At 42.2% G+C, this 23,772-nt stretch carries 26 protein-coding genes; 9 read left to right on the top strand and 17 right to left on the bottom strand.

Annotation, left to right across the window (positions count from 1 at the left end):
- Positions 1 to 45 precede the first annotated feature (45 nt).
- The 10 genes from pdxJ to rpoE form a co-directional block, all read right to left on the bottom strand.
- Positions 46 to 777 carry a pyridoxine 5'-phosphate synthase gene (pdxJ, locus tag JIG37_RS19220; RefSeq protein ID WP_054554340.1) on the bottom strand — a complete coding sequence of 244 codons (732 nt, stop codon included), beginning with the start codon at positions 775 to 777 and terminating at the stop codon, positions 46 to 48.
- A gap of 43 nt (positions 778 to 820) precedes the next feature.
- Complete coding sequence (gene recO / locus JIG37_RS19215) at positions 821 to 1,507, bottom strand: DNA repair protein RecO (protein WP_199530099.1); 687 nt, start codon at positions 1,505 to 1,507, stop codon at positions 821 to 823.
- Between the two features lie 17 nt (positions 1,508 to 1,524).
- On the bottom strand, positions 1,525 to 2,457 hold the full coding sequence (gene era / locus JIG37_RS19210) for a GTPase Era (protein WP_054554338.1): 933 nt from the start codon (positions 2,455 to 2,457) through the stop codon (positions 1,525 to 1,527).
- Positions 2,447 to 3,124 (bottom strand): ribonuclease III, encoded by a 678-nt coding sequence (rnc, locus tag JIG37_RS19205; protein WP_054554337.1) that lies wholly within the window; start codon positions 3,122 to 3,124, stop codon positions 2,447 to 2,449. Before rnc ends, era begins: the two co-directional genes overlap by 11 nt.
- A gap of 2 nt (positions 3,125 to 3,126) precedes the next feature.
- Positions 3,127 to 4,062, bottom strand: coding sequence for a signal peptidase I (gene lepB, locus JIG37_RS19200; protein ID WP_054554336.1), 936 nt, complete (start codon positions 4,060 to 4,062; stop codon positions 3,127 to 3,129).
- Between the two features lie 26 nt (positions 4,063 to 4,088).
- Positions 4,089 to 5,876, bottom strand: coding sequence for a translation elongation factor 4 (gene lepA / locus JIG37_RS19195; RefSeq protein WP_054554335.1), 1,788 nt, complete (start codon positions 5,874 to 5,876; stop codon positions 4,089 to 4,091).
- Positions 5,877 to 5,946: 70 nt separating this feature from the next.
- A complete protein-coding gene (locus tag JIG37_RS19190; protein WP_054554334.1) occupies positions 5,947 to 6,396 on the bottom strand; it encodes a SoxR reducing system RseC family protein in 450 nt (149 codons plus the stop codon).
- Positions 6,397 to 6,399: 3 nt separating this feature from the next.
- Positions 6,400 to 7,353 carry a MucB/RseB C-terminal domain-containing protein gene (locus tag JIG37_RS19185; protein ID WP_054554333.1) on the bottom strand — a complete coding sequence of 318 codons (954 nt, stop codon included), beginning with the start codon at positions 7,351 to 7,353 and terminating at the stop codon, positions 6,400 to 6,402.
- Positions 7,354 to 7,357: 4 nt separating this feature from the next.
- Positions 7,358 to 7,984 (bottom strand): RseA family anti-sigma factor, encoded by a 627-nt coding sequence (locus JIG37_RS19180; protein WP_054554332.1) that lies wholly within the window; start codon positions 7,982 to 7,984, stop codon positions 7,358 to 7,360.
- A gap of 1 nt (position 7,985) precedes the next feature.
- Positions 7,986 to 8,567, bottom strand: a complete 582-nt coding sequence (gene rpoE / locus JIG37_RS19175; RefSeq protein WP_036969086.1) for an RNA polymerase sigma factor RpoE — start codon at positions 8,565 to 8,567, stop codon at positions 7,986 to 7,988.
- 393 nt (positions 8,568 to 8,960) lie between these two features.
- Here rpoE and nadB point away from each other — a divergent pair, with 393 nt between their 5' ends.
- Entirely contained in the window at positions 8,961 to 10,583 is a 1,623-nt protein-coding gene (nadB, locus tag JIG37_RS19170) for an L-aspartate oxidase (protein ID WP_054554331.1), read from the top strand.
- Here nadB and JIG37_RS19165 read toward each other — a convergent pair.
- Both JIG37_RS19165 and JIG37_RS19160 read right to left on the bottom strand, forming a co-directional pair.
- Complete coding sequence (locus tag JIG37_RS19165) at positions 10,558 to 10,965, bottom strand: protein YgfX (RefSeq protein ID WP_199530098.1); 408 nt, start codon at positions 10,963 to 10,965, stop codon at positions 10,558 to 10,560. The two genes, nadB and JIG37_RS19165, sit on opposite strands and share 26 nt — an antisense overlap.
- Positions 10,958 to 11,209: a succinate dehydrogenase assembly factor 2 gene (locus JIG37_RS19160; RefSeq protein ID WP_054562257.1), complete on the bottom strand. Its 252-nt coding sequence runs from the start codon at positions 11,207 to 11,209 to the stop codon at positions 10,958 to 10,960. The genes JIG37_RS19165 and JIG37_RS19160 overlap by 8 nt, the downstream gene beginning before the upstream one ends.
- Before the next feature lie 120 nt (positions 11,210 to 11,329).
- Here JIG37_RS19160 and ygfZ point away from each other — a divergent pair, with 120 nt between their 5' ends.
- Positions 11,330 to 12,241, top strand: coding sequence for a tRNA-modifying protein YgfZ (ygfZ, locus tag JIG37_RS19155; RefSeq protein WP_187490605.1), 912 nt, complete (start codon positions 11,330 to 11,332; stop codon positions 12,239 to 12,241).
- A gap of 12 nt (positions 12,242 to 12,253) precedes the next feature.
- Positions 12,254 to 12,739 carry a peptidylprolyl isomerase gene (locus tag JIG37_RS19150; RefSeq protein WP_054554327.1) on the top strand — a complete coding sequence of 162 codons (486 nt, stop codon included), beginning with the start codon at positions 12,254 to 12,256 and terminating at the stop codon, positions 12,737 to 12,739.
- A 37-nt stretch (positions 12,740 to 12,776) separates the two neighbouring features.
- Here the strand turns inward: JIG37_RS19150 and JIG37_RS19145 are convergent, their stop codons facing one another.
- The 5 genes from JIG37_RS19145 to JIG37_RS19125 form a co-directional block, all read right to left on the bottom strand.
- On the bottom strand, positions 12,777 to 13,253 hold the full coding sequence (locus JIG37_RS19145) for a hypothetical protein (protein ID WP_166341794.1): 477 nt from the start codon (positions 13,251 to 13,253) through the stop codon (positions 12,777 to 12,779).
- Positions 13,254 to 13,267: 14 nt separating this feature from the next.
- The gene (locus tag JIG37_RS19140; RefSeq protein WP_054554383.1) at positions 13,268 to 14,077 is read right to left on the bottom strand and encodes a DUF481 domain-containing protein; all 810 of its coding nucleotides are present in this window, start codon (positions 14,075 to 14,077) and stop codon (positions 13,268 to 13,270) included.
- Positions 14,078 to 14,121: 44 nt separating this feature from the next.
- A complete protein-coding gene (locus JIG37_RS19135; RefSeq protein ID WP_054554325.1) occupies positions 14,122 to 14,442 on the bottom strand; it encodes an HI1450 family dsDNA-mimic protein in 321 nt (106 codons plus the stop codon).
- Positions 14,443 to 14,560: 118 nt separating this feature from the next.
- Entirely contained in the window at positions 14,561 to 17,674 is a 3,114-nt protein-coding gene (locus tag JIG37_RS19130; protein ID WP_054554324.1) for a multidrug efflux RND transporter permease subunit, read from the bottom strand.
- A 9-nt stretch (positions 17,675 to 17,683) separates the two neighbouring features.
- A complete protein-coding gene (locus JIG37_RS19125; RefSeq protein ID WP_138600319.1) occupies positions 17,684 to 18,880 on the bottom strand; it encodes an efflux RND transporter periplasmic adaptor subunit in 1,197 nt (398 codons plus the stop codon).
- Positions 18,881 to 19,144: 264 nt separating this feature from the next.
- Between JIG37_RS19125 and JIG37_RS19120 the strand changes: the two genes are divergently transcribed.
- From JIG37_RS19120 to JIG37_RS19095, 6 genes are all read left to right on the top strand, one after another.
- Positions 19,145 to 19,936, top strand: a complete 792-nt coding sequence (locus JIG37_RS19120; RefSeq protein ID WP_054554323.1) for a crotonase/enoyl-CoA hydratase family protein — start codon at positions 19,145 to 19,147, stop codon at positions 19,934 to 19,936.
- Between the two features lie 69 nt (positions 19,937 to 20,005).
- Positions 20,006 to 20,359, top strand: coding sequence for a CidA/LrgA family protein (locus tag JIG37_RS19115; protein ID WP_166341798.1), 354 nt, complete (start codon positions 20,006 to 20,008; stop codon positions 20,357 to 20,359).
- Complete coding sequence (locus JIG37_RS19110; RefSeq protein WP_199530097.1) at positions 20,349 to 21,059, top strand: LrgB family protein; 711 nt, start codon at positions 20,349 to 20,351, stop codon at positions 21,057 to 21,059. Before JIG37_RS19115 ends, JIG37_RS19110 begins: the two co-directional genes overlap by 11 nt.
- A 33-nt stretch (positions 21,060 to 21,092) precedes the next feature.
- Positions 21,093 to 21,932 carry a mechanosensitive ion channel family protein gene (locus JIG37_RS19105; RefSeq protein ID WP_199530096.1) on the top strand — a complete coding sequence of 280 codons (840 nt, stop codon included), beginning with the start codon at positions 21,093 to 21,095 and terminating at the stop codon, positions 21,930 to 21,932.
- Positions 21,933 to 22,032: 100 nt separating this feature from the next.
- Positions 22,033 to 23,184, top strand: a complete 1,152-nt coding sequence (locus JIG37_RS19100; RefSeq protein ID WP_152967169.1) for a PepSY-associated TM helix domain-containing protein — start codon at positions 22,033 to 22,035, stop codon at positions 23,182 to 23,184.
- Positions 23,184 to 23,654: a hypothetical protein gene (locus JIG37_RS19095; RefSeq protein ID WP_054554318.1), complete on the top strand. Its 471-nt coding sequence runs from the start codon at positions 23,184 to 23,186 to the stop codon at positions 23,652 to 23,654. Before JIG37_RS19100 ends, JIG37_RS19095 begins: the two co-directional genes overlap by 1 nt.
- Positions 23,655 to 23,772: the final 118 nt, after the last annotated feature.

Raw genomic sequence — 23,772 nt, 5'->3', positions numbered from 1 at the left:
CGCGCTCAGTATTCAAATTTGCTGGCTCTTATTAAAGGCGTCAGCTTAAAGTCTTGCTTCAATCATTAAACGTTTCATATCGCTGACTGCTTTTTCTAAACCATCAATCGCTGCACGGGCAATAATCGCATGACCAATGTTTAACTCATAAATTTCTGGCATTGCCGCAATGGGTTTTACATTGTGGTAATGAAGACCATGGCCGGCATTTACGATTAAACCTAGGCTATCGGCATATTGTACGCCGCTACGAATACGCTCAAGCTCAGTGTGAAGTTCTTCGTCATTTTCAGCATCAGCATAAGCACCGGTGTGAATTTCAACGTATGGAGCATTACACGCTTTTGCAGCGTCAAGTTGTGCGTTGTCGGCATCAATGAATAACGAAACCTTAATTCCTGCTGCTGTTAGCTTTTCTGTTGCTGCTTTTACTTTTTCAAAATTACCCACAACATCAAGACCACCCTCTGTGGTAAGCTCTTCACGCTTTTCAGGCACTAAACAAACATAAGCAGGTTTCACTTCAAGGGCGATGTCGATCATTTCATCGGTCACTGCAATTTCAAGATTCATACGTGTTTGAATCGTTTTTGCCATCACATATACGTCGCGATCTTGAATATGACGACGGTCTTCACGCAAATGAATGGTGATACCATCTGCACCAGCATGCTCTGCAACAGCTGCAGCATGCGCAGGATCTGGGTAACTCGTGCCACGCGCTTGGCGTAAAGTGGCAATGTGATCAACGTTTACACCAAGAAGAATATCTTTCATTTTTTTACCTGTTTAAAACAACGATTCAAGGCTGAACATCAGCCTACTTAATAAATAACTCACGGCTTTTTAATGGCTTTTTACCAAGTAAAGGCTTGAGTAGGTATCGACTTAATTGCTTTGCCATATATAACACATCAGGGGCGCTAAAGTCATGAGCTGCTATGGCATTTAATTGCTTTCCTGAAAAACCACTATGGGGGTCGTCATGCAGTAAAAAACCGTATTCAGCAAAGTACTGGTAATTTGCTGCATCGTTAATTTCATCACCTTCGGCATCAACACTAAAATCAACGCCATAACCAAGCATTTCAAGTAACTGAAACTCATAAGAGCGAAGCACCGCTTGCAGGTTTTTAGTGGTTGATAATTCACCTAGATGCTGTTTATAAAGATGATAAACACTTTCCATCGGCTCATTGATAGGTACGATACGATTGGTTAATTCGTTCATATAGAAGCCGCAATAAAGCTCGGTACCCTGCAACATAGTTTGCCGGCCATGGGGTTCAAAACGATTAATGTATTTTAAATCAGACTTGCCGTTATATTGTACGAGCAGAGATTGGAAAGGTTGTAATTGTGCTTTATATTTAGTGGCCTGGCGACCACTAACACGGGCCAGCATTCTCAGCTGACCTACGCCTTCTACCAGCATATCGAGCATGACTTGCGAGTCGCTAAATGGACGTCGGTGCAGCAAGTATGCTGTGTAGAATTCGCTATCCATGGCGTGTAAGACTTTACTTAGTCTTCACCATAGCCAAGGCTACGTAGCGCACGCTCATCGTCGGCCCAGCCAGACTTCACTTTTACCCAAAGTTCTAAAAACACTTTGTTATCAAGCATATCTTCAAGGTCTTTACGAGCTTCACGGCCAATAACTTTCAGCTTTTCGCCTTTATTGCCGATCACCATACGCTTTTGCGTTTCACGCTCAACGAGGATCAAACCATTAATTTGCCAAACACCGTTTTCTTGCCATTTAAACTGCTCGATCTCTACTGTGACTGAATATGGTAACTCATCACCCATAAAGCGCATCAGCTTTTCACGGATCACTTCAGCCGCCATAAAGCGCATTGAACGGTCTGTTACGTAATCTTCAGGGAAGTAAAACTCACAAAGCGGTAAGCGCTTTTTCACTTCATCTTTGATTAAATCAATATTTTTACCTTGCTTTGCAGAGACCGGCATAATAGCCACAAAATCAAATTTACCACCTAAAAACTGCATGTGCGGTAGCACTAAATCACGGTCTTTAACTTGGTCAATTTTATTCATAACTAATAACACTGGGCGACCGCTCTGACGAACTTTATTTAGTACCATCTCATCGTCTTCGTTCCAGTGTGTGCCTTCAACCACAAAGATGATCAGTTCGACATCGCCAATTGAGCTTGATGCAGCACGGTTCATTAAACGGTTAATAGCGCGTTTTTCTTCTACGTGTAAGCCTGGTGTATCCACATAAACAGCTTGGTATTTACCTTCGGTATGAATACCCATGATACGGTGTCGTGTGGTTTGTGGCTTACGCGAGGTAATAGACACCTTTTGCTCAACAATATAGTTAAGTAAGGTTGATTTACCTACATTTGGGCGGCCAACAATGGCAACCATACCGCAGTGCGTGTCTAGCTCTGCAGGTTCTTTGCTAATTAAATCATCAAGATTCATTTTTAAGTATCTTTAAGGCTTTTTCAGCGGCTTTTTGCTCAGCTTTACGACGTGAGCTACCTACTGAGATAATGCTATCCATCCCTTCAACAATACATTCAACCGTGAATGTTTGATTGTGCGCTTGGCCTTTTGTATCAATTACAGTGTAGCCAGGTAACGATAATTTGCGCGCTTGTAAGTATTCTTGAAGTAATGTTTTCGGATCTTTTTGATTTAAGCCCGGCGAAATTGCATCAAGACGCGACTCGTACCAGCTTAAAATTAACTCACCACATTGTTCAATGTTTGAGTCTAAGAACACCGCACCAATAATCGCCTCAACGGCATCAGCAAGGGTTGATTCACGGCGAAAACCACCGCTTTTAAGCTCGCCTGGACCTAAGCGTAAGTAATCGCCTAAGCCAAACTCTAGGCCAAATTCAGCCAACGTTTGACCACGAACTAGGGTCGAACGCATGCGGCTTAAATCACCTTCGCGTGCTTTTGGAAATTTAGTGTAAAGCGCATTCGCAATCACAAAGCTCAAAATCGAATCGCCCAAAAACTCTAAGCGCTCGTTATGTTGGCCTTTATGACTGCGGTGCGTCATTGCCTGCTCAAGCAAAGCTTGATCAGTAAATGTATAACCTATTTTGTTGTATAACTCTGTTACGTTTTTTTTCATCGTTACTGAATATTACCTAGGCGTTCAAAACGAACACCAGTTGGAACCCAGCCTGGTAAAAAGTCATCTGGGCCATTCTCAAATTCAAAACTCATCCATATAAAGACGGCTTTACCTACCAAGTTTTCTTTAGGTACAAAGCCCCAAAAGCGACTGTCTTGGCTATTATCACGGTTATCACCCATCATGAAATAATGATCGGCAGGAACAACCCACTCATCAGAGCGTGTACCTGGTTGTTGATAATAACGGCCTTTCATTTCAGGAGCTTGCGGGTTAATTAAAATATTATGATTCAATGTGCTTAGGTTTTCTTCTAAGCGCACTAAATTCATCGAACCCTGCTTGAACTCGTCACTATTGAGGATTTCCATATCAATTTTGTTGTATTCATTACACAGCAAATCACCTTGCTGCGTTTCACCTTCGGCACATTTTGGCTGAATATAAAGGTGCTTATTGCGATAAACAATTTTATCGCCCGGTAAACCAATCGTACGTTTAATGTAATCTACACGCTCGTCTAATGGGTATTTAAATACCACAATATCACCACGTTCAGGTTCATCAACATCAACTAACTGGCTGCGCCAAATTGGGTCTTTGATGCCATATGAGTACTTCTGTACCAAAATGAAGTCACCCACTAATAGGGTTGGCATCATTGAGCCAGATGGAATTTGAAACGGTTCAAAAATGAAAGAGCGAAAAATCGTGATCGCTGCAATCATCGGAAAAATTGACTTAGCCGTTTCAGTGATACTTGGCTCAGGCGCAATTAATGCGGCGGTTTCTTCGTCTAGTTCACCACCTGCTGCATTTTGAGCAAGGGCAATGCGTTGCTGACGCTTTGGCGCATACATAAAGTGGTCAATTAACCAAATTAATCCTGAGCCTAGCGTTAACAACACTAAGAAAATAGAAAAGTAACCCGCCATGCATTAATTCCTTTATTTACTTCTAATTATTTACCAACTTTAAGGATAGCTAAGAATGCATCTTGAGGTACTTCAACGTTACCTAGTTGCTTCATTCGCTTTTTACCTTCTTTTTGTTTTTGTAGCAGTTTCTTCTTACGGCTCACGTCACCACCGTAACATTTTGCGATTACGTTTTTACGTAATTGCTTAACTGTTGTACGGGCAATAACATGCTGACCAATCGCTGCTTGAATCGCAATATCAAACTGCTGACGTGGAATTAAGTCTTTCAGTGCTTCAGCTAACTGACGACCACGTGATTGTGCAATATCACGGTGAACAATAATCGCTAACGCATCAACACGCTCACCATTAATTAATACGTCAACACGTACCATGTCTGAAGCTTGGAAATGCTTGAAGTTATAATCAAGCGATGCAAAACCACGGCTTGTTGATTTTAACTTATCAAAGAAGTCCATGACTACTTCAGCCATCGGTAATTCGTACGTCACCGCAACTTGCTTACCATGGTAGCTCATTTTAGTTTGCATACCACGCTTTTCAACACAAAGCGTAATTACGTTACCTAAAAACTCTTGCGGAACTAATATGTTAGCTTCAACAATTGGCTCACGGATTTCAAGAATATTATTCACTGGCGGTAAGTCAGACGGGTTATCTATCTGTTTAGTTCCGTCTTTAGTCTCTACTTCGTAGATTACTGTTGGCGCAGTGGTAATAAGATCAATGTCGTATTCACGCTCAAGACGCTCTTGAATGATTTCCATGTGTAGCATACCTAAGAAGCCACAACGGAAACCAAAGCCTAGTGCTGTTGAGTTTTCTGGCTCGAAGAATAACGACGCATCGTTCAAGCTTAATTTATCAAGCGCATCACGGAATGACTCATAGTCATCTGATGAAATTGGGAACATACCTGCATAAACCTGCGGTTTAATGCGTTGGAAGCCCGGTAAACGCTCAGGCGCAGAATTACGTTGTAAAGTGATGGTATCACCTACAGGTGCACCATGGATTTCTTTAATACCCGCAATAACAAAGCCTACCTCACCGGTTTTTAAGATACCCGTGTTAGTTTGTTTTGGTGTGAAAATACCCACTTTATCTGCGATATGAACTTGATCATTCGACATGATCTTAATTTTATCGCCCGAGCGTAATTCACCATGTTTGATACGTACTAGTGATACAACGCCTTGGTATGGGTCAAACCATGAATCAATAATAAGCGCTTGTAGTGGCTTGTCTTTGTCACCTTCTGGCGGCGGAATATCTTTAACAATAATTTCGAGTACTTCTTCAATACCAATACCCGTTTTAGCACTACATTGCACTGCATCTAGGGCATCGATACCAATGATGTCTTCAATTTCTTCTGCTACACGAAGTGGATCGGCTTGTGGTAAGTCGATTTTATTTAGAACTGGAATAACTTCTAAGTCCATTTCGATTGCTGTGTAGCAGTTAGCTAAAGTTTGAGCTTCTACACCTTGACCCGCATCAACAACTAAAAGTGCACCTTCACAGGCTGCAAGTGAACGTGATACTTCGTATGTGAAGTCAACGTGTCCTGGCGTGTCGATAAAGTTTAACTGGTATGTTTCGCCGTCTTTAGCTTTATAATTTAGCGTTACACTTTGCGCTTTGATGGTAATACCACGCTCACGCTCTATGTCCATTGAGTCTAACACCTGCTGCTGCATTTCACGGTCTGTTAAACCACCACAAACTTGGATAAGACGGTCAGAGAGAGTCGATTTACCATGGTCAATATGGGCGATGATCGAAAAATTACGGATATGCTTCATAAACTGGATTCTAAACTTCTATATAAAATGGACTAAGTGTATAAAGCGACAATTTTACATTTAATTGGCTTTAATCACCATCTATTTGAGTGAAAGGAATAGTAATTGGGTGAATTTTTATTACTTTAATATCATGCTTCAGGCTCTTAACCCTTGATTTTGCTATCGCATAGCCCGTCAAACCACCAATCACGGCGGCTAAAATTTGCCAGCCTTCGGCAAGCGAAAAAGCCGAAAATGCGATTAAAGCAAACCCTAAACTAAACAAAAGGGGTAGCATGTAAACAGCCATAGCGTGTTTAACTAAGTGGCTATCATCGAGTGCTAAAGTTACTTTTTGCCCTACTTGGAGCTCTTTTTCGAAGGTATAAGGAAAGGTTTTTTTAGCTGTTCCAAACAGCTTTGCAAAAACTTGCGAACCACAACGACCATTACAGCCGGCACAGGCTTGCTTTTGTTCTGCTTCTAAATTCGCTGTCGTGCCTTTAACTGACACGACAGTGAGTGTTTGTTCAATCATGATTTAAAGAGGTCGCGCTACCGACTCAGCTATAGCTTTGGCTGTCATAGCTGGGATATTACCAACAACCGATACATCAAAGCTACCACCATTGTGCACATACACAGTCGTTGCACCTGAGGTTAAAGCGCCGCTTGCACGCTTTCCAGGTAACGGTCTTTGAATAAAAACAGACACTTCAACAAACCCATCTGAATATAAATAATAGTCAGCAAGTTCATTATTTAAATCAAGTTTATGGCGATCTGACTTTAATAACTTAAAGCCATCAGGGAGCCAACCAATTTTCCAATCATTCGCTGCGCCGTCACCATCGCTGGCTAAATCGTTAGTCGCCAACACCGCAGGAAAGTCACGGTTTTGCATTTCAACTAACATAGGTGCTGGCTGCTCTGTTACGCTGATATGAGTTAACTGTAACTGCTCAAGCATTTCACCTTTGTGATTCACATAGGCAGATTTAAGCAACAACGATGACTCAGTATCTAGCCAAATCCAATAGTTATATTTGTATTCATCTTTTGATTCGATACGCACTAACTGTGCTGAGCGCCCTGCAATACGGCCTTTTCCGCCAAGCACAAAATCATAGTGAGCGCTTAGTCGATTAATATCTTTAAAAAGTACTTCAGGAATTGGCCCGGCTATAGAGTCTGTTTTCACTGAATAAGGCTCAGAATGAGGCTCAAAATAGGTCACTTGATCGTCAACGCGCACCATTTCTAGGCCAGCGCCATTGAGTAAACTTAAATGCTCAAGCTCAATATCGCCTTGTTTTGCATGTAACCAGCGATAGGGTTCCATGGCTTGGCCTTTTACAACCACAAATGATGCGTCAAAGTTGCGAGTATGAACGGCCATAGCCATATCATTTAATAAAGTCTTGGCGGGATTTTCGTCGCTGGCAATGGCTGGAGCCGTTAATACCAGCGACAAAATAAAAGTAAAAACTTTCATTTAATTAGTTTTTTTCCTCGTCTGCATTTTCTGCAGTTTGCGATTTTTCTAGCGAATATGCAACACGTGCTTGACGTTGGTGCTCAAGCACTAATGCACCAATACGCTGTTGTTGTAACTCACGTAAACCTTGCTCTGCATTTTCTAATGCAGGTTGCTCAGATGAGTAACTAACAGGAGAAGCCATACCGGTTAATGGTACAGTTTGTAATGTTGGGATGTCATTTTGTGGCACTTCACTGTTTTGTGGCAAAGTTTGTACGCCCACAATAGCAAACATGGCAACACTAGCAGCAATGGCCACTTGGGCAAATGGACGACGCCAATTAAATGCTACTACGTTATCAGTGCCTGTTGCCGCCACGATTTCTTCGCTTTTTGGTGCCGTTGTTTTATTCGCGAAATCTGCGTAAACAGGTTCTTGCTCTAGTGATTCAGCCACTGCATCTGCAATGTCAAAATTAAAAGCGTTGTTATTTGCCTCAGCACGCATTACATCACCAATCAATGCGTAACGACCAAATGTAGACACATCGTCGTTTGTGATCGCTTGATCAGTTAACTGCTGCTCGCCGTCAAGTAACGCGGACAACTGCTCATTATCCAACTTGTTAACGTCTGCTTTTGTCATACTAAGACTCACCTATTAATGGATTCAATTTATTATCAATCGCCTCACGGGCACGGAAAATACGTGAACGCACCGTTCCCACAGGGCAATCCATAACCACGGCTATTTCTTCATAGCTCATACCTTCAATTTCACGAAGGGTAATCGCGGTTTTTAGATCTTCAGGCAAACTATCAATCGTATTAAAAATTACAGCACGTACTTCGTCACTTAATAACAGGTTTTCTGGCGATGCGTTTGAACGCATTGCATCTGCACTGTCATAAAATTCTGCTTCTTCGGCATCAACATCGTTAGCTGGGGGTTTGCGGCCCTGCGCAACTAAGTAATTTTTAGCACAATTTACGGCGATACGGTACAACCAAGTATAAAAGGCGCTATCACCTCTAAAGTTAGGTAAAGCACGGTAGGCTTTAATAAAAGCTTCCTGTGCGACATCAGCAACATCACCTTGGTTCGATACATAACGTGAAATCAAACCTGCAATTTTATTCTGATATTTTCTAACTAATAGGTTGAAGGCGTTTTTATCTCCTTGCTGGACCCTTTTAACTAGCGCTAAATCCAAATCCTGCTCGCTCATTCGAGCCGGTACTCCTCTGTTTGATTCTTGCTTGCTATTCATATACTCGCCATTGTTTACACAAACTCTGACTGCACCATGAATATAAAAGTTCAGTTTAAAATGATTTTTTTATAAAATAGCACGCAAATAAATTGAGTCATACCAATCTTATTACACGACAACCTCAATAACTGCTTAAGAATCAACGGTTATCTAAATTAAACTCACAATTTAAAACAGCTAACAATAAACTGTTTATGTGACGATAAAACTAATAAGATTGGTATAACGTATTAAAATGACTAATAGTGTTAAAGCAAATATGGTACATATACGTATACCACATAAAAATTTATTTGCTCAAACTTTTGACACTACTAGCCGAGCATTGTAACCGCAAAGACCACAGACATGAACCAAAATAAACATCACATTACTGATGTCGCTATCATTGGCAGCGGCGCCGCTGGCCTATCTCTTGCCTTATCACTTGCTAATCACTGTAAGGTGACAGTACTTAGTAAAGGCGCATTAACTGAGGGTTCTACCTTATATGCTCAAGGTGGTATTGCAGCAGTATTTGATAAAAAGAATGACAGCATTGAATCTCATGTTGAAGATACTCTCGATGCAGGCGGCGGATTATGTGACCGTGATGCGGTTCACTACACAGCGAGCAATGCTAAAAAATGTTTAAAGTGGCTTATTGAGCAAGGCGTACCTTTTGATATGGAATTCGATTCAAAAGGTAAAGAGCGTTTTCATTTAACTCGCGAAGGTGGTCACAGTCATCGCCGTATTTTACATGCCGCCGATGCCACTGGCCGAGCAGTGCAAACAACCTTAATTAGCCAAGTACAAGCCCACCCTAACATCACCTTGTTAGAAAATTACAATGCCATTGATTTAATCACAGATAAAAGCTTAGCCAAAAAAGGCAAGCATGTTCACGGCTTGTATGTTTGGAACTGTGTTGATAAAAAAGTTGAAACTATCGCTGCCAAGTTCGTATCACTGGCAACAGGTGGCGCAAGTAAAGTGTACTTATATACTTCTAACCCAGATGTATCAAGTGGTGATGGTATCGCAATGGCATGGCGTGCGGGGTGCCGTGTAGCCAATATGGAATTTAACCAATTCCACCCAACAAGTTTGTATCACCCAGAGCTGCAAAACTTTTTGATCACCGAAGCAATGCGCGGTGAAGGTGCGTATTTAAAACGCCCTGATGGCACTCGCTTTATGAAAGACTTTGATGAGCGCGAAGAACTTGCCCCTCGCGATATTGTTGCTCGTGCTATCGATTTTGAAATGAAACGCCTTGGTGCGAACTGTGTGTACCTTGATATTAGCCACAAAGATAAAGATTTTATCATTGAGCACTTCCCAACTATCTACGCTAAATGTTTAAGTGTTGGCCTCGACATTACCAAAGAAGCTATTCCTGTGGTGCCTGCTGCACACTATACCTGCGGCGGTGTTATGACCGACTTTAATGGCCGTACAGATTTAGATAACTTATATGCGGTTGGCGAAGTAGCTTACACAGGCTTACACGGTGCTAATCGTATGGCGAGCAACTCACTACTTGAGTGCATTGTATTTGCCCATGCTGCCGCGAAAGATATTCTGAGCAAAATCGATGCAAGCCCTGCCCTTGAAGCCTTACCATTATGGGATGAAAGTCGCGTAACTAACTCAGACGAAGAAATCGTTATTACCCACAACTGGCATGAGCTAAGGTTATTTATGTGGGATTACGTGGGTATTGTACGCTCAACAAAACGTTTAGAACGTGCGCTTCACCGCGTTGAATTACTGCAGCAAGAAATTCACGACTATTACGCAAACTTTAGGGTGACAAATAACTTATTAGAACTTCGAAACCTAGTACAGGTTGCAGAGCTTATTATTCGCAGCGCCCTTGAGCGTAAAGAAAGTCGTGGTCTTCATTACACGATTGATTACCCAGAGCAAAACGAAAATCCAACACCGACAATTTTAACGCCTAAGTCGGTTGCTGCACTGCAATAATTGCACGCTTTAAGCGCGAGAAACTTTCTTCATCAACACTGGCTGAGCTTATAATCAGCCAGTGTGATTGATAAAACCCAGCCAACCTCAGCACTACAAAATTAGCAAACACATAACTTTTAGCCGTTATTTGGCCTTGTACTTTCAGTCTGTCGTTTGCAAATCTAAGCTCTGCTTGCTCTAAAATTATAAAACCCTTTTCAGGTTGTGCTTGTTGGACTTTTTTAAAACTAAGAATGGCTAAGAAAAAGCACGCAAAGCAAACCAACAGCTGAGCGATAACATGCTGATAAGCAAAACATAAAATAATGGCTGTTAAGCAAAAAAAGACCACAAAGGGTTTGTGGTCGGGGGTGTTATTTGTAACGGTAAACCTATACACGAACTCGGTCTAAAATTAACGCAACCATGCCGTTTAGCTCAGGGTCTTTACACTCTTCATGACCCATAAACCATGCAAATAAATCAGGATCATCGCACTCAAGTAAGCGTTGAAAAACGGCTTGCTGTTCTTTTGATAGTGAGTCAAACGCTTCTTCAACGAATGGCATAAATAAAACATCTAGTTCTAACATACCGCGACGGCATGCCCAACGAATACGTTCTTTACTGTGAATTTCAGTCATTTTAAACCTCGCACTTATTTGTCTGCAGTTTACCAAATTGCTATCGAATAAACAGCTATTTAAATTGCTACCCTAACTAAGTTATCATTAGCGCTCATTCATATCGTAAAGAAGGTTTTTATGTCGACTGTTTACGCATGTCCTTTATCTTATTCACTTATCAGCCTAACTGGCAAAGATAAGTTGTCTTACCTTCACGGACAAATTACGCAAGATATCAACAAATTAACTGATGATAACTTCCTTTGGGCTGGCCACTGTAATGCAAAAGGCAAGCTTTGGGGTGTATTTAGGTTGTTTTCACACCTTGATAGCTATTACCTTGCAGGGTCAAAGCCTGAGGTAGAGCAATCGCTAGTCGAGTTAAAAAAATACGCCGTTTTTTCGCAAGTAGAAATTCAGCAATCTGAAAAACCGCTAATTGGCTTACTAGGTGATGACCTAACAGCGACACTAGAAACCTTAGCAATTAATTTTGACAGTGAGCACAGCGCAGTCGATTTTGCTGGCGGTAAAGCGTTAAAGCTTGCAGATAACCGCGTATTGCTTATGGTCAACGAAGAATTTAGCTTACCTGATAACGTCACAGCTCTTGATGATGACGCGTTATGGCAACAGGCAGCTATTGCCGCAGGCGAGCCGTCATTAAACAGCGACGCTATTGGCGAATACGTACCGCAAATGGTTAACTTGCAAGCGCTTGGTGGTATCAGTTTCAGAAAAGGTTGCTACACAGGGCAAGAAACTGTCGCCCGTATGAAATACCTAGGCAAAAATAAACGTGCTATGTACATAGTTTCGGGCAAAGCTGAAGGCTTACTTGACGAGCTTGAACTAGAAACACAAATGGGCGAAAACTGGCGCCGTGCTGGCAAGCTTATTAGCCAAAGTTTTAATCAACAAACGCAAACCTTAATGGGCCTTGTTGTGCTTCCGAACGATAATGAAGCTGGCCAAATTTTGCGAGCTAAACACCTCCCTCAGGTAGAGTTATCTATTCAAGCTCTGCCTTACTCTCTCGAAGATGAATAAATAGGAATGACTATGATCGTAGCAGCAAACAAAGTGGTAAAAATGCATTATTCAGTATTGGATAATAACAAAAACACCATCGACAACTCTTTCGATGGCGAGCCACTGGTGTTTATCGTTGGCACGGGTTTCTTAATTCCAGGCCTCGAAAATGCGCTATTAGGTAAAGAAGCGGGCGACACATTCAGCGTAACTGTTGAGCCAGAGCAAGGCTATGGTGAGCGTCACGATGACCTAATGCAAGCAGTACCAAAATCAATGTTTGAAGGTATGGAAATTGAAGTGGGTATGCAGTTCCGCGCTACGACTGACGCTGGCGACCAATCAGTGATGATCATCGAAATTCAAGACGAAGACGTTATTGTAGATGGTAACCACCCACTTTCAGGTATTACCCTTCATTTTGATGTTGAAGTACTTGAAGTACGCGATGCAACTGAAGAAGAATTAGCACATGGTCATGTGCACGGTGAAGGTGGTTGTGGTCACAGCCACTAAACCATTACTATAAAAAAAAGCGCCACTGGCGCTTTTCTTATATCTGTTCGACTACTTCTTCTGTATCCACAGAAGCGTCTGTCACAGGTTCAGCAATATGTTCTCTAAGCGCAGCCAGTAAACCTTCTTGGTCATTGGTTCCTAAGCGATAGTACGTGCCGTCTTTCATTGCCAATTCAACAGCACTAAATCCAGATACACTGTAAACCCAGCCATCATGGGTGATACGCAGACCAATACCATGACGAAATGAATTACTTACCGCTCGAACAGATTCAATCTCATCAAAAGTCACGGTTTTTCCAAATACACCCGGACCGAATGCCCAGCTTACTGTTTTATCGCTCACCTTAATCGTTAAACCATGAAACAAAAAGGCCACCAGCACTAAGATAGCGCTAAACACCATAAGAGGAATATCTGCACCAATTAAGTTCCAAGCTAAGGCAATGAAGGCGCCAATCCAGCCTAAGATAACAAAAATAAAAATAGCGTACTGTTTATGTTGATACATTCTGAAGTATTCTCTTAAAAGCTATAAACAAAGGTTGCACTCAGCTCAGAGTCGTACTTGAGCTTATCTTCCTCTGGTTTTGAGTTATAGCGATACATGTAAGTAAATTTGAGTGATACATCACCCATAATTTTGCTGATCAGGGATGTTTCTGACTTTAAACGCGAGTTTAACCCTGACAATGATTGTTCATAACTGACATCTTGATTAAAGCGAGTGCGAGCAGAAACCGTACGCTCCCACTGCAGCGCTAGACGAAGCAGATAACCGGTTTTTGTTTCATCTTCTTCTGTTGCAGTCTCTTGATCAGCCACCGAGCGGTATAAACCAGGGCCCACATCGATATCGACTTTATTCTTGCTGCCTTGGTAAATGCGGTTACCGTAACCCGTCGCTATGGTGCTCTTAAACTCAAGACCACTAAACTTATCTCGCTCATAGTCACCGTAAATGAAAAATGACTCATTTTTCACATTTAGCTTATAGTTACCTTGGCCTGATACAAAAATACGGTCAGCAGAAACTTCTTCATCACCGGTTTCTTCATTACGGTCACGTTTGTATAAAGTATCGAGCTTAAATTGGTTACGCCACTTTTCGAAATCTTGGTAAAGGTTACCTTTAAGTTTGAAACTAGTTGAGTTGGTATTACCGCGGCTTACCATAAAACCAAACTCCATATCTCCGTACAGCAACTCGCCTTTATGAATTTTATGGATTTCTTCTTCTGATAATTGCCCGTACTCATGAAAGTCTTCAAACGGATCAACAGCAAAAGCCTGCCAACTGCAAACTAGCAGGGCGGGCAAAATAATTCGTTTTATTGAATTAAAACAACTAAAAGTAGAGTCAAACATCGGCTGGAGAGTTATTCGCTATCTTTCCAAAGAATGTGGCAAAACGGTGCATCTTTGTCTCGGCTAATTAAAATTTTCGCAAACAAGATATCTTGATTGTCGAATTCAAGTCCTACTAAGACTTGCACAAATAGCTCAGGTTCAATTTCTAGTGCAACAAAATCTTGCCACTGCTCGTCAGGCTCACCTTCTTCAATAAAGCCAAGCTCTTCTCTGTGCTCGTTAAAATCAGCAATATCTTGCTCGCTTAAATTATCAGGTGCTAACTCTAAAAAGATATCATAAGCCTGATGAGTTACTTCTTCTTCACTGTATAAGCGTGGACCAGCCATTCCTTAAACCTCTGCACATGTGTATCGCTTTGAATCTGGCTATGATAACAAACCTCTTTTGAGTTTTACCAAAAAAAAAGCCAGGTTGCCCTGACTTTTTTGTAATTAATAACAGATTTTACTCCGCACTTGCTGTGCCTTTTATCTTTTCGCGCATTGATTGCACGAGCGTATAAAATAGCGGAACAAGTAAGGTGCCAAAAATGGTTGCAGCTAACATCCCGAATAACACGGTAATACCGAGCGATATTCGACTGCCAGCCCCTGCGCCACTTGCAAACACCAGCGGTAATACGCCAAGTACAAACGACAATGCCGTCATCAATACGGCCCTAAAGCGTAATCTTGCCGCATTAAGAGCCGCTTCAAAAATACCTTTACCTGCCGCACGCTCTTCCATAGCAAATTCAACAATCAAAATAGCGGTTTTGGTGGATAGGCCAATCAGTAGCACTAAACCAACCTGCGCATAGATGTTGTTTTCCATACCAATCACATACAGCGCAAGCATGGCACCAAATAACGCCAACGGTACCGCTGCAATGACCGAAAACGGAATTGTCCAGCTTTCGTATTGCGCAACCAAGAATAGATACACGAATACCACCGCTAAGCCAAATAAGATTGGCGCCATATTACCCGCTTCAATCTCTTGTTTAGACTGCCCAGCCCACTCATACACATAGCCTGTAGGTAATTGCTCAGCTAGCTCTTGCATTGCTTTAATGGCATCACCACTGGCATAACCCGCTGCAGGTTGTCCGCTAATGCTTGCACTACGATATAAGTTAAAGTGCGTTAAGCTTGTAGGGCCTAAAATTGGCTCCAGCTTAGCCAATGTAGTGAGCGGCACCATTGCTCCCTCATCATTACGTACATAGTAGTACTGTAAGTCTGCTGGGTTTTGACGAAAACGGCTTTCCGCCTGCATGATAACGCGGTAAGTACGGCTAAATTGGTTAAAGTCATTTATGTATAACGAGCCAAGTTGCGCCTGCAAGGTTAAGAAAATATCGCTAAGCGCCACCCCTTGAGCTTTTGCCTTATTACGGTCAATTTCAAGGAAATACTGTGGCACATTTGCTCTAAATGTACTGTAAACATTTGACAGCTCTGGACGCTGGTTCGCTTCATAAATTAAGCCATTTAACACTTGTGCAAGTTCAGCAGGCTCGCGTCCTTCACTGTCTTGTAACCTAAACTCAAAGCCTGCGCTTGTGCCAAGTCCAGGTATTGAAGGCGGATTAAAGGCCATGATTTGCGCATCTGGCATCGCCCAAAACTGCCCCATCAGGCGCGTAAGTACTGCACGTAAGCCAAGCTCTGGGCTGGTACGCTCTTCCCAATCCTTGAGTACCACAATACCAAGCGCATTATTAGAACCCGCACCACCGAGTAATGAAAAGCCAGAAACCGCAATAAAGTCAGTTGCCGCTGGTTCATTTTTTACAATCTCGCCCAGCTTATGCATTACATCTTGGGTACGACCGCTAGCTGCCGCATCTGGTAATTGCACATCAACAAAAAGAAAGCCTTGGTCTTCTGCTGGTACAAAGCCTGTAGGCACTGTTTTTACTAGCCAACCTGCAGCCGCAAAAATAACCACCGCAAACAATGCCATTCTCGCGGTACGTTTGAGGATAAAGTTAATAACTTTACTGTAGCCATTGGTCGAACGAGTAATGATATTTTCGAATGGGGCTAACCACTTAATCGGCTTCATGGCTTTTTCATTTAACAATAAAGCACACAATGCAGGGCTTAATGTCAGTGCGTTTAAAGAAGAAATGAGTACCGCAAATGAAATCGTCACCGAGAACTGTTTATAAAGCTCCCCGGTTATTCCCGGCATAAAGCCTACTGGCACAAACACCGCAAGCAATACTAAGGTCGTTGCCACGATTGGCCCCGATACCTGCTCCATCGCTTTGGTAACCGCTTCTTTAATTGGCAGCTTTTCTTCTTTTAGTATTCGCTCAACGTTTTCAATAACGATAATGGCATCATCGACCACGATACCTATTGCAAGTACTAAACCAAACAAGGTGATTAAGTTGATGGAGTAATCCATCATCATCATAAACGCGAAAGTCCCCACCAAAGATACCGGAATAGCCACCGTTGGAATGAGCGTAGCGCGCCAATTTTGTAAGAATAAAAATACCACTAAAATAACCAAGCCAACCGCTTGGACAAGGGTGACGACCACTTCATCAATCGAGCGATTGATGAACTCTGTGGTGTCATAAGGAATTGAGTACTCAACACCATCAGGTAGCTGTTTAGCCAGCTCAGCCATACGGGCTTTTACATCAGCAGCTACTTGCGTCGCATTCGCTTCTGTAAGCTGATAAATAACGATGAATGCAGTGTCTTGCTGGTTTAATTTTGCTGTTGTGCTGTAGCTTGCTGCACCTAATTCAATACGGGCAATATCATTTAAGCGCACAAAGTTACCATCTTTGCTCGAGCGGATAATGGTTTGGCCAAACTCTTCAGGGGTTTTTAAGCGCCCTTTAGCCTGAATCGAATACTCAAATTGCTGACTCGGTGCTGAGGGTGCAGCACCCAGCTTACCCGCGGCTACGATGGTATTTTGCTCTTGCAGTGCCGCTTGAACTTCTGACACAGTTAAACCTAAAGATGCCATTCGATCTGGGCGTAACCACAAGCGCATTGAATAGGTTTGCTCCCCCATTACTTCAGCAGAGGCAACCCCATTAATACGGCCAAGTGGCTCGGTTAAGTAATTGGTTGCATAGTTACTTAAGAAAATAGCGTCGATATTTTCTTGATTAGAGTACAGGTTGATACCGAGAAGCATCGAACTCGACTTTTTCTTAACCGATACACCTTGGCGTTTAACTTCTTCAGGTAACCCTGCTTCAGCAAGTGCCACACGGTTTTGTACGTTAACTTGGGCTATATCTGTGTCTGTACCGACTTTAAAGTAAACAGTTATGTTGGCCGTGCCGTTATTCGACGATGTTGATTCGATATACATCATATCTTCAACGCCATTAACTTGCTCTTCTATGGGCCGGATCACCGACTCTTCAACAATTTGCGCACTTGCACCCGGGTAATTAGCACTAATTTGTACTTGCGGAGGGGTTATTTGCGGGTACATATTCACTGGCAGCAAGGCCATTGAAATTAAACCCGCAATGGTAATAACAATCGAAATTACCAAGGCAAATTTTGGGCGAGATATAAAGGTTTTACTGATCATATCTCACTCCTAAGAGTTAGCTTTGCTAGAAATAGTGCCGGTTGTTTCATCGACATTTTTTTCAACAGCTTTCACTTCAGCGCCTTGGCGTACCTTTTGTAAACCTTCAATAATGACTTTTTCACCCGCCTCTAAACCAGACTCAACCACCCACATTGCATTAATACGACGACCCAGCTTAACAATCCGCATAGCCACTTTATTTTCGTCATCAACAACGAGTACAAACTTTCCTTGCTGGTTTTCTTGCACTGCAACTTGAGGAATGAGTGCCAAGTCTTGTTTATTCGTACTTTCAACGATTAAAGTGACGAATAGACCCGGCATAACGATGCCATCAGGGTTATCAAAAGCGGCTCTTAGCTCAACCGTGCCTGTATTGCGGTTAATTTTGGTATCTGCAAAATCAAGTTCGCCTTTATCAGCAAAAGTTGAGTTGTTTGGTAAACGCAAAGTTAAGTCGATAGGCACATCACGAGGGTCTTTATCTGAAGGTGCTTGATTATTTTGGCGATAAGAGATGTAGTCAGCTTCTTCAACCTGAAAACTTACATAAATTGGGTCAACATCGGTCAGCTCTGCAAGCTCATTGGATGATGGCCCAACAATATTACCCACATCATAGTTCACTTTACCGATGCGCCCTGCAAACGGTGCGCGTATCTCAGTATAGCTTAAATTAAGTTTTGCTTTTTCAAGCTCAGCTTCCGCGGCTTTTACAGCTGCTGTAGCCTGTTCAAAATTTGTGGTGAGTTTATCGAGGTCTGATTGTGAAATAAAACCTTGCGCAGCCACATCTTTACCACGTTTTAAATCTCTTTCAGCGGCGCCCGCTGCGGCAATTTTACTTTTTAAATCAGCTTCAACTTCTGCAACAGTTGAGCGATACTCAGATGGGTCAATACGTAATAAAAGCTGATCTTTCTCAACCGATGAGCCTTCATTAAAGTGGCGTTCAATGAGTTCCCCCTCAACTCGGGCTCTAATCGCAACCTCTTGGAATGCTTCAGTACGCGCGACAAACTCTCGGTAATTACCAACTTCCTGTGTGACGACATTAAATACTGATACGGCCGGTGGCGGCGTAGTTTGTTGTTGTGCTTTATCATCTGAACAGCCAACTAATGTAGTTGTTAATGCGACAGAAATTGCAGCAAAAGCCAAAGAACGAGATGATTGTTTAGTTATGCGAGCTGTTTTGCCCATCAGCATATATTTACTCCTAGTAGCGCGACTTAAAACTAAGTCTAGTCGTGTCATGAGATTTTGCGAAAGTATCTAACTAATCACAAAACAAAGCTAGCTGCGAACTAGCACCTTTGTTTTAAAAATATACACCAATTTGTAACTAAATATATGACAAGGTTACCCATTTTTGGAAAATATAATGATTACTTGCGACACATCAGCAATTCTTTACTTAGATGTAATTAACTCGTAAGCTCTAACAAACAGGTCAGAGGAGTCACCATGATAAAACTAGAAATAAAACAACAAGTCGCATGGGTTAGCCTTGCTCGTCCCGAGAAACAAAATGCACTCAGTTTTGCTATGTTCGTTGAGCTTTCAAACGTAATCAAAGAAATTAAACGTGATCGCAGCTTGCGTGCGGTGGTTATCTCTGGAGAAGGTGAGCATTTTTGCTCTGGACTGGATGTTGCTGCAGTGATGAAAAAGCCAAGCAATATCATCAAGCTTTTATTCAAATGGTTACCAGGAAACCAAAATCTAGCGCAAAAAGTGGTGCTAGGTTGGCAAGACTTAAGTATTCCGGTGATAGCAAAAGTAACCGGACACTGCTTTGGTGGCGGTATGCAAATCGCACTCGGCGCTGATTATCGCATCGTCGATAAAAACGCTAAATTAGCGATCATGGAAGCCCGGTGGGGCTTATGCCCTGATATGGGGGCTAACGTGGTGCTTGCAGGTTTAATGAAGCGTGACCAAGCACTTTGGTTGGCAAGTCATGCAGGTCCTGTCTCAGCTGAAGACGCTAAAGAATATGGCTTAGTTACACAACTTACTGATGACGTTGATAAACAAACCGATGCTGTACTAGAAACCCTCATGGCGCGCTCGCCAGATACCCTTGCTGCAATTAAACGAATCACACAGCAAAGCTTTCGCTCACAGCAGCGCAAGATTCTCGCTAAAGAAACCTGGAGTCAAATTCGCTTACTGATGAATCCAAATACTAAAAAAGCGATTGCAAAAGCGAAAGGCGCAGAGGATATCAAGTTTAATAATGCCAAATCATGGTAAGCTAAAGTCGCATAGTACAACTGACAAGGGTATGATGTAGTTGTACTTTATTCGCAATTATCCTGACTTATGAAATACCTTATCAGTAGCGTTATTATTCTTACCTGCTTAGCCGTTGCAAAGTTTTTAACGGCTTTGCTTCAAAGCTCATTCCCTGCTCCATTACTCGGTATGGTGTTACTGCTCGTGCTACTGTTAACAGGCCTCGTTAAAGAACAGCATTTAAAACCAACAGCCAGCCCTTTACTTAATTACATGCCGTTGTTTTTCATCCCTGCAGGGGTTGGTATTATTGAACATCTGGGTTTAATTTCACAGAACTGGCCTTTATTACTGACTATTTTTATAGTCGTGCCGCTGAGTAGTGTTTTAATCATAGGCGCTGTTATCGCCTATTTTAAGGGCCGTGAAAATGACAGTTAGTTTATGGTGGCTCAGCGTCCCGCTTATTATTGTACTTTTCTTAGTACTGCGATTTTTAAACGCGAAAACCCAGCATGCCACTGCTAAAGCGCTTAGTAACCCTGTGTGCTGGGCAATTGTATTAATTGCAGCGTTGTTAGTGGCACTGAAGCTCCCCTATGAGCCTTTTGCCGAGCACAGTAAAGTTCTAAGCTGGTTGCTTGAGCCTGCCATTGTGGCATTGGCTTTACCGCTTTATCAGCAATTTATCCATGTCAAAAAGAACCTGCTGCTAATTCTCATAAGTTGTAGTTTAGGGGTGATCAATGCCACCTTTGTCGCGTCGCTTATTTGTTATTTTTTTGCAGCCCCAGCACAGTTAAGCGCATCTTTAGCAAGTTTATCTGTAACAACCCCCATCACCTTGTTAGTAACAGAGTCGCTAGGCGGCATACCTTCTTTAGCGGCAGCCATGGTGATTTTTATTGGCGTACTTGGGGCAATATTTGGTAATTTGATTTTCTCGCTGATAAATATTCGCAATGCCCAAGCAAAAGGTGTTGCTATTGGTACTGCTTGCCATGCCATTGGCACAGCATCACTGATTAGTGATCAGCCAAAAGCCGGTGCCTTTGCCTCTGTGGCGATGGCATTAAGTGCGCTTCTCAGCGCGATAATAGTGCCGATACTCTATCCTGTTATTCAGCATGTTCTGGTATAGTCAGAATTCGCAGTAACCTTGTTAGGAAAACACATGATTGACTCAGAAATTCAGCAAGTCGAAAAATACTACAATCTGATTATGGAATATTTGGTCACCTACAGTATGCAAATTTTAGGTGCTATCTTAATTCTATTTATTGGCCTATGGATTGCGCAAAAAGTATCGAAAATGGTTGCTGGCCTCATGCAGCGTCACAATATCGATATTACCCTCACCAACTTTGTCAGCAATGTCATCAAAGTATTGCTGATCATTATGTTCTTAGTTATTGCCCTTGGCAAAATTGGCATTAGCGTGACCCCATTTGTCGCTGCCATTGGTGCCGCATCTTTAGGTGCTGGTTTAGCAATGCAAGGCATGCTTTCAAACTACGGTGCGGGCCTTGCTATCATTGCAACAAGACCCTTTGTCGTTGGCGATACCATCGAAGTAAAAGGCGTCAGTGGGCAAGTTAAAACCATTGAACTTGGTCACACTATTCTGATTAACGAAGAAAAAGTCGAAATCACCATTCCTAACAAACATATTGTTGGCGAAATTATACATAACTCGTTTAGCTATTCGTTAGTTAAAGGTGAAATAGACATCGCTTATGATGCCAATGCAGACCTTGCAATTGAGCTTATCGAAAAGGTGCTAAACGATCATGAGCTAGTTAGTGATTCTCCTCATGCACAAGTCGGTATCGAGCGCTTTGCTGAGAGCGGTGTTACCTTGAGCTATCGCTTTTGGGTGCCAACCACCAAAATTATTGAGACTAAATTAGCGGTGAACCGCAATGTATTTAAAGTAATTCAAGAGGCGGATATCGAAATACCTTTCCCACAACGAATTGTTACCCTCAACCAAACTAATGATAAAGGCGCTTAAAGCGCCTTTTTTGCAGCTCGTCGACAGAGATTGTGTTTACTCAAAAGATTGTAGTACAATTTAAATGATAACAATTACTATCATCAATTAACGTCGGGCTATTTTTACCATGAGTAAACGTCTTTGGTTCCAACTACATGGTTGGTTTTCGCTCCCAGTATGGGTGCTATTTTGCTTTATTTGCGTCACAGGCACTGTATCTGTGATAAGCCATGAGCTTACTTGGCTGACCAACAGTGAAGCACGTGCAAACAACCCAAATGATTTACCAGCACTTGGTGTTGATCAAGTTATTAATAGCGTTGAAAAAGCCTACCCGACTGCCGATGTAATGAGTGTACTCAATTATGAGCCTTACTTGGTAAATGCGGTTATTTTCACTGATACCGACAAACCTTACGCTGTGGCTTACGTCAATCAATACACTGGCGAAGTACAAGCGGTTAATGAAACGATCTCATTCATTGAATTTATGCGTACCCTGCACGGCTGGCTATTCTTCCCTTGGCAAGAGGGTTACAGCGTAGGTTACTATCTTGTCAGCGCCATGGCTTTTGTTATTTTAGGTGCACTAGTAACAGGCTTAGTGATTTATAAAAACTTTTGGCGTGCATTTAGTCAGCCAAAACTACGTTTTAACCAAGGCAAAAAAACCTTCCTAAAAGATTTACATACCCTAAGTGGCGTTTGGTCAATTTGGTTTATGGCAGTAATGGCACTCACAGGCCTGTGGTATTTAGTGCAAGCCATCATGTGGCATAACGAAATAGACATAGAAGAGCATGCACCGCTCGTGGCGGTTTCAACTTTGCCTGCGAATAAACAAACACCGCCAACCGATTTAAAAGCGGCACTGGCTATTACCAAAGAGAAATTCCCAGATTTCAAACCTAGTTATGTGATGCTGCCAGAGCATAACCGCGGCATGTTTAATATCATGGGCAGTGGCGATACTATTTTCTACGATAACTACGCTTACTCAACTTCAATCAATCCTTGGACGGGTGAAATTGCAGCAAGTAAAAGCCCAGAAACCATGTCGGGATTACTTACCCTTTCGCATATCGCCGATCCGCTGCATTACGGTAATATTGGCGGTCTGTGGACAAAGGTTATTTGGTTTATCTTTGGTTTGATTTTAAGTGGTATGTCGATCACTGGTTTTATGATGTACGCCGCAAAATTAGTAAATAACAAACCTGTAAAAGCGCGCCAATCAGCGCCAGTGAATAACGTTCAGGAGGCAAACTAATGGCTCGTTTACAAGCAACTTGGTGGCAACGTAAAAAGTATGTTTTACATGCTGTGGTACTGGCTTTACCTGTATGGTTTATTTATCAGTCATTAAACCCTCAGTTTCCTGCACTTTGGCAAGAGCAACAAGCGGGCGAATTTAAAATCGCCCCGATGCCGCTAAATGAAGATGCCCCGTACTCACACCACAATGAGTATGTGAAGGATTTCTTTATCGCCTTTAATCAAGGTGACATAAGCAATGTTCGACAGGCGTATTTAAATATTGGCCAAGCGCCTTTAGCACTAACGGAGTTTGCTAAAGATGAAGAAGGCATAATGCATGGCACCAATCATGGTCAGCACGCCCACGCAATAGCTCCTAAAACCATATCAGCAGATGATAAACTGTGGATCACCATCCAAACTTGGCAAGGCCAACTGCATACCCTCAAATGGGATATTCCCAGCCAGTTTATTACTCAATAACATCCGAAAAGCCACTCACTGAGTGGCTTTTTTGTATCTCAGCTAAACACTAAAGTCCCTTCCAAAACAGTTGAAGGTAAAATTTTTGTTAATTATTTTCACCATTAACCTTTACAAA

This window comes from Pseudoalteromonas sp. bablab_jr010, from assembly GCF_016464105.1.
In the GTDB taxonomy this organism is placed as follows: domain Bacteria; phylum Pseudomonadota; class Gammaproteobacteria; order Enterobacterales; family Alteromonadaceae; genus Pseudoalteromonas; species Pseudoalteromonas simplex.
This window is presented reverse-complemented; position numbering and strand designations above follow the sequence as displayed.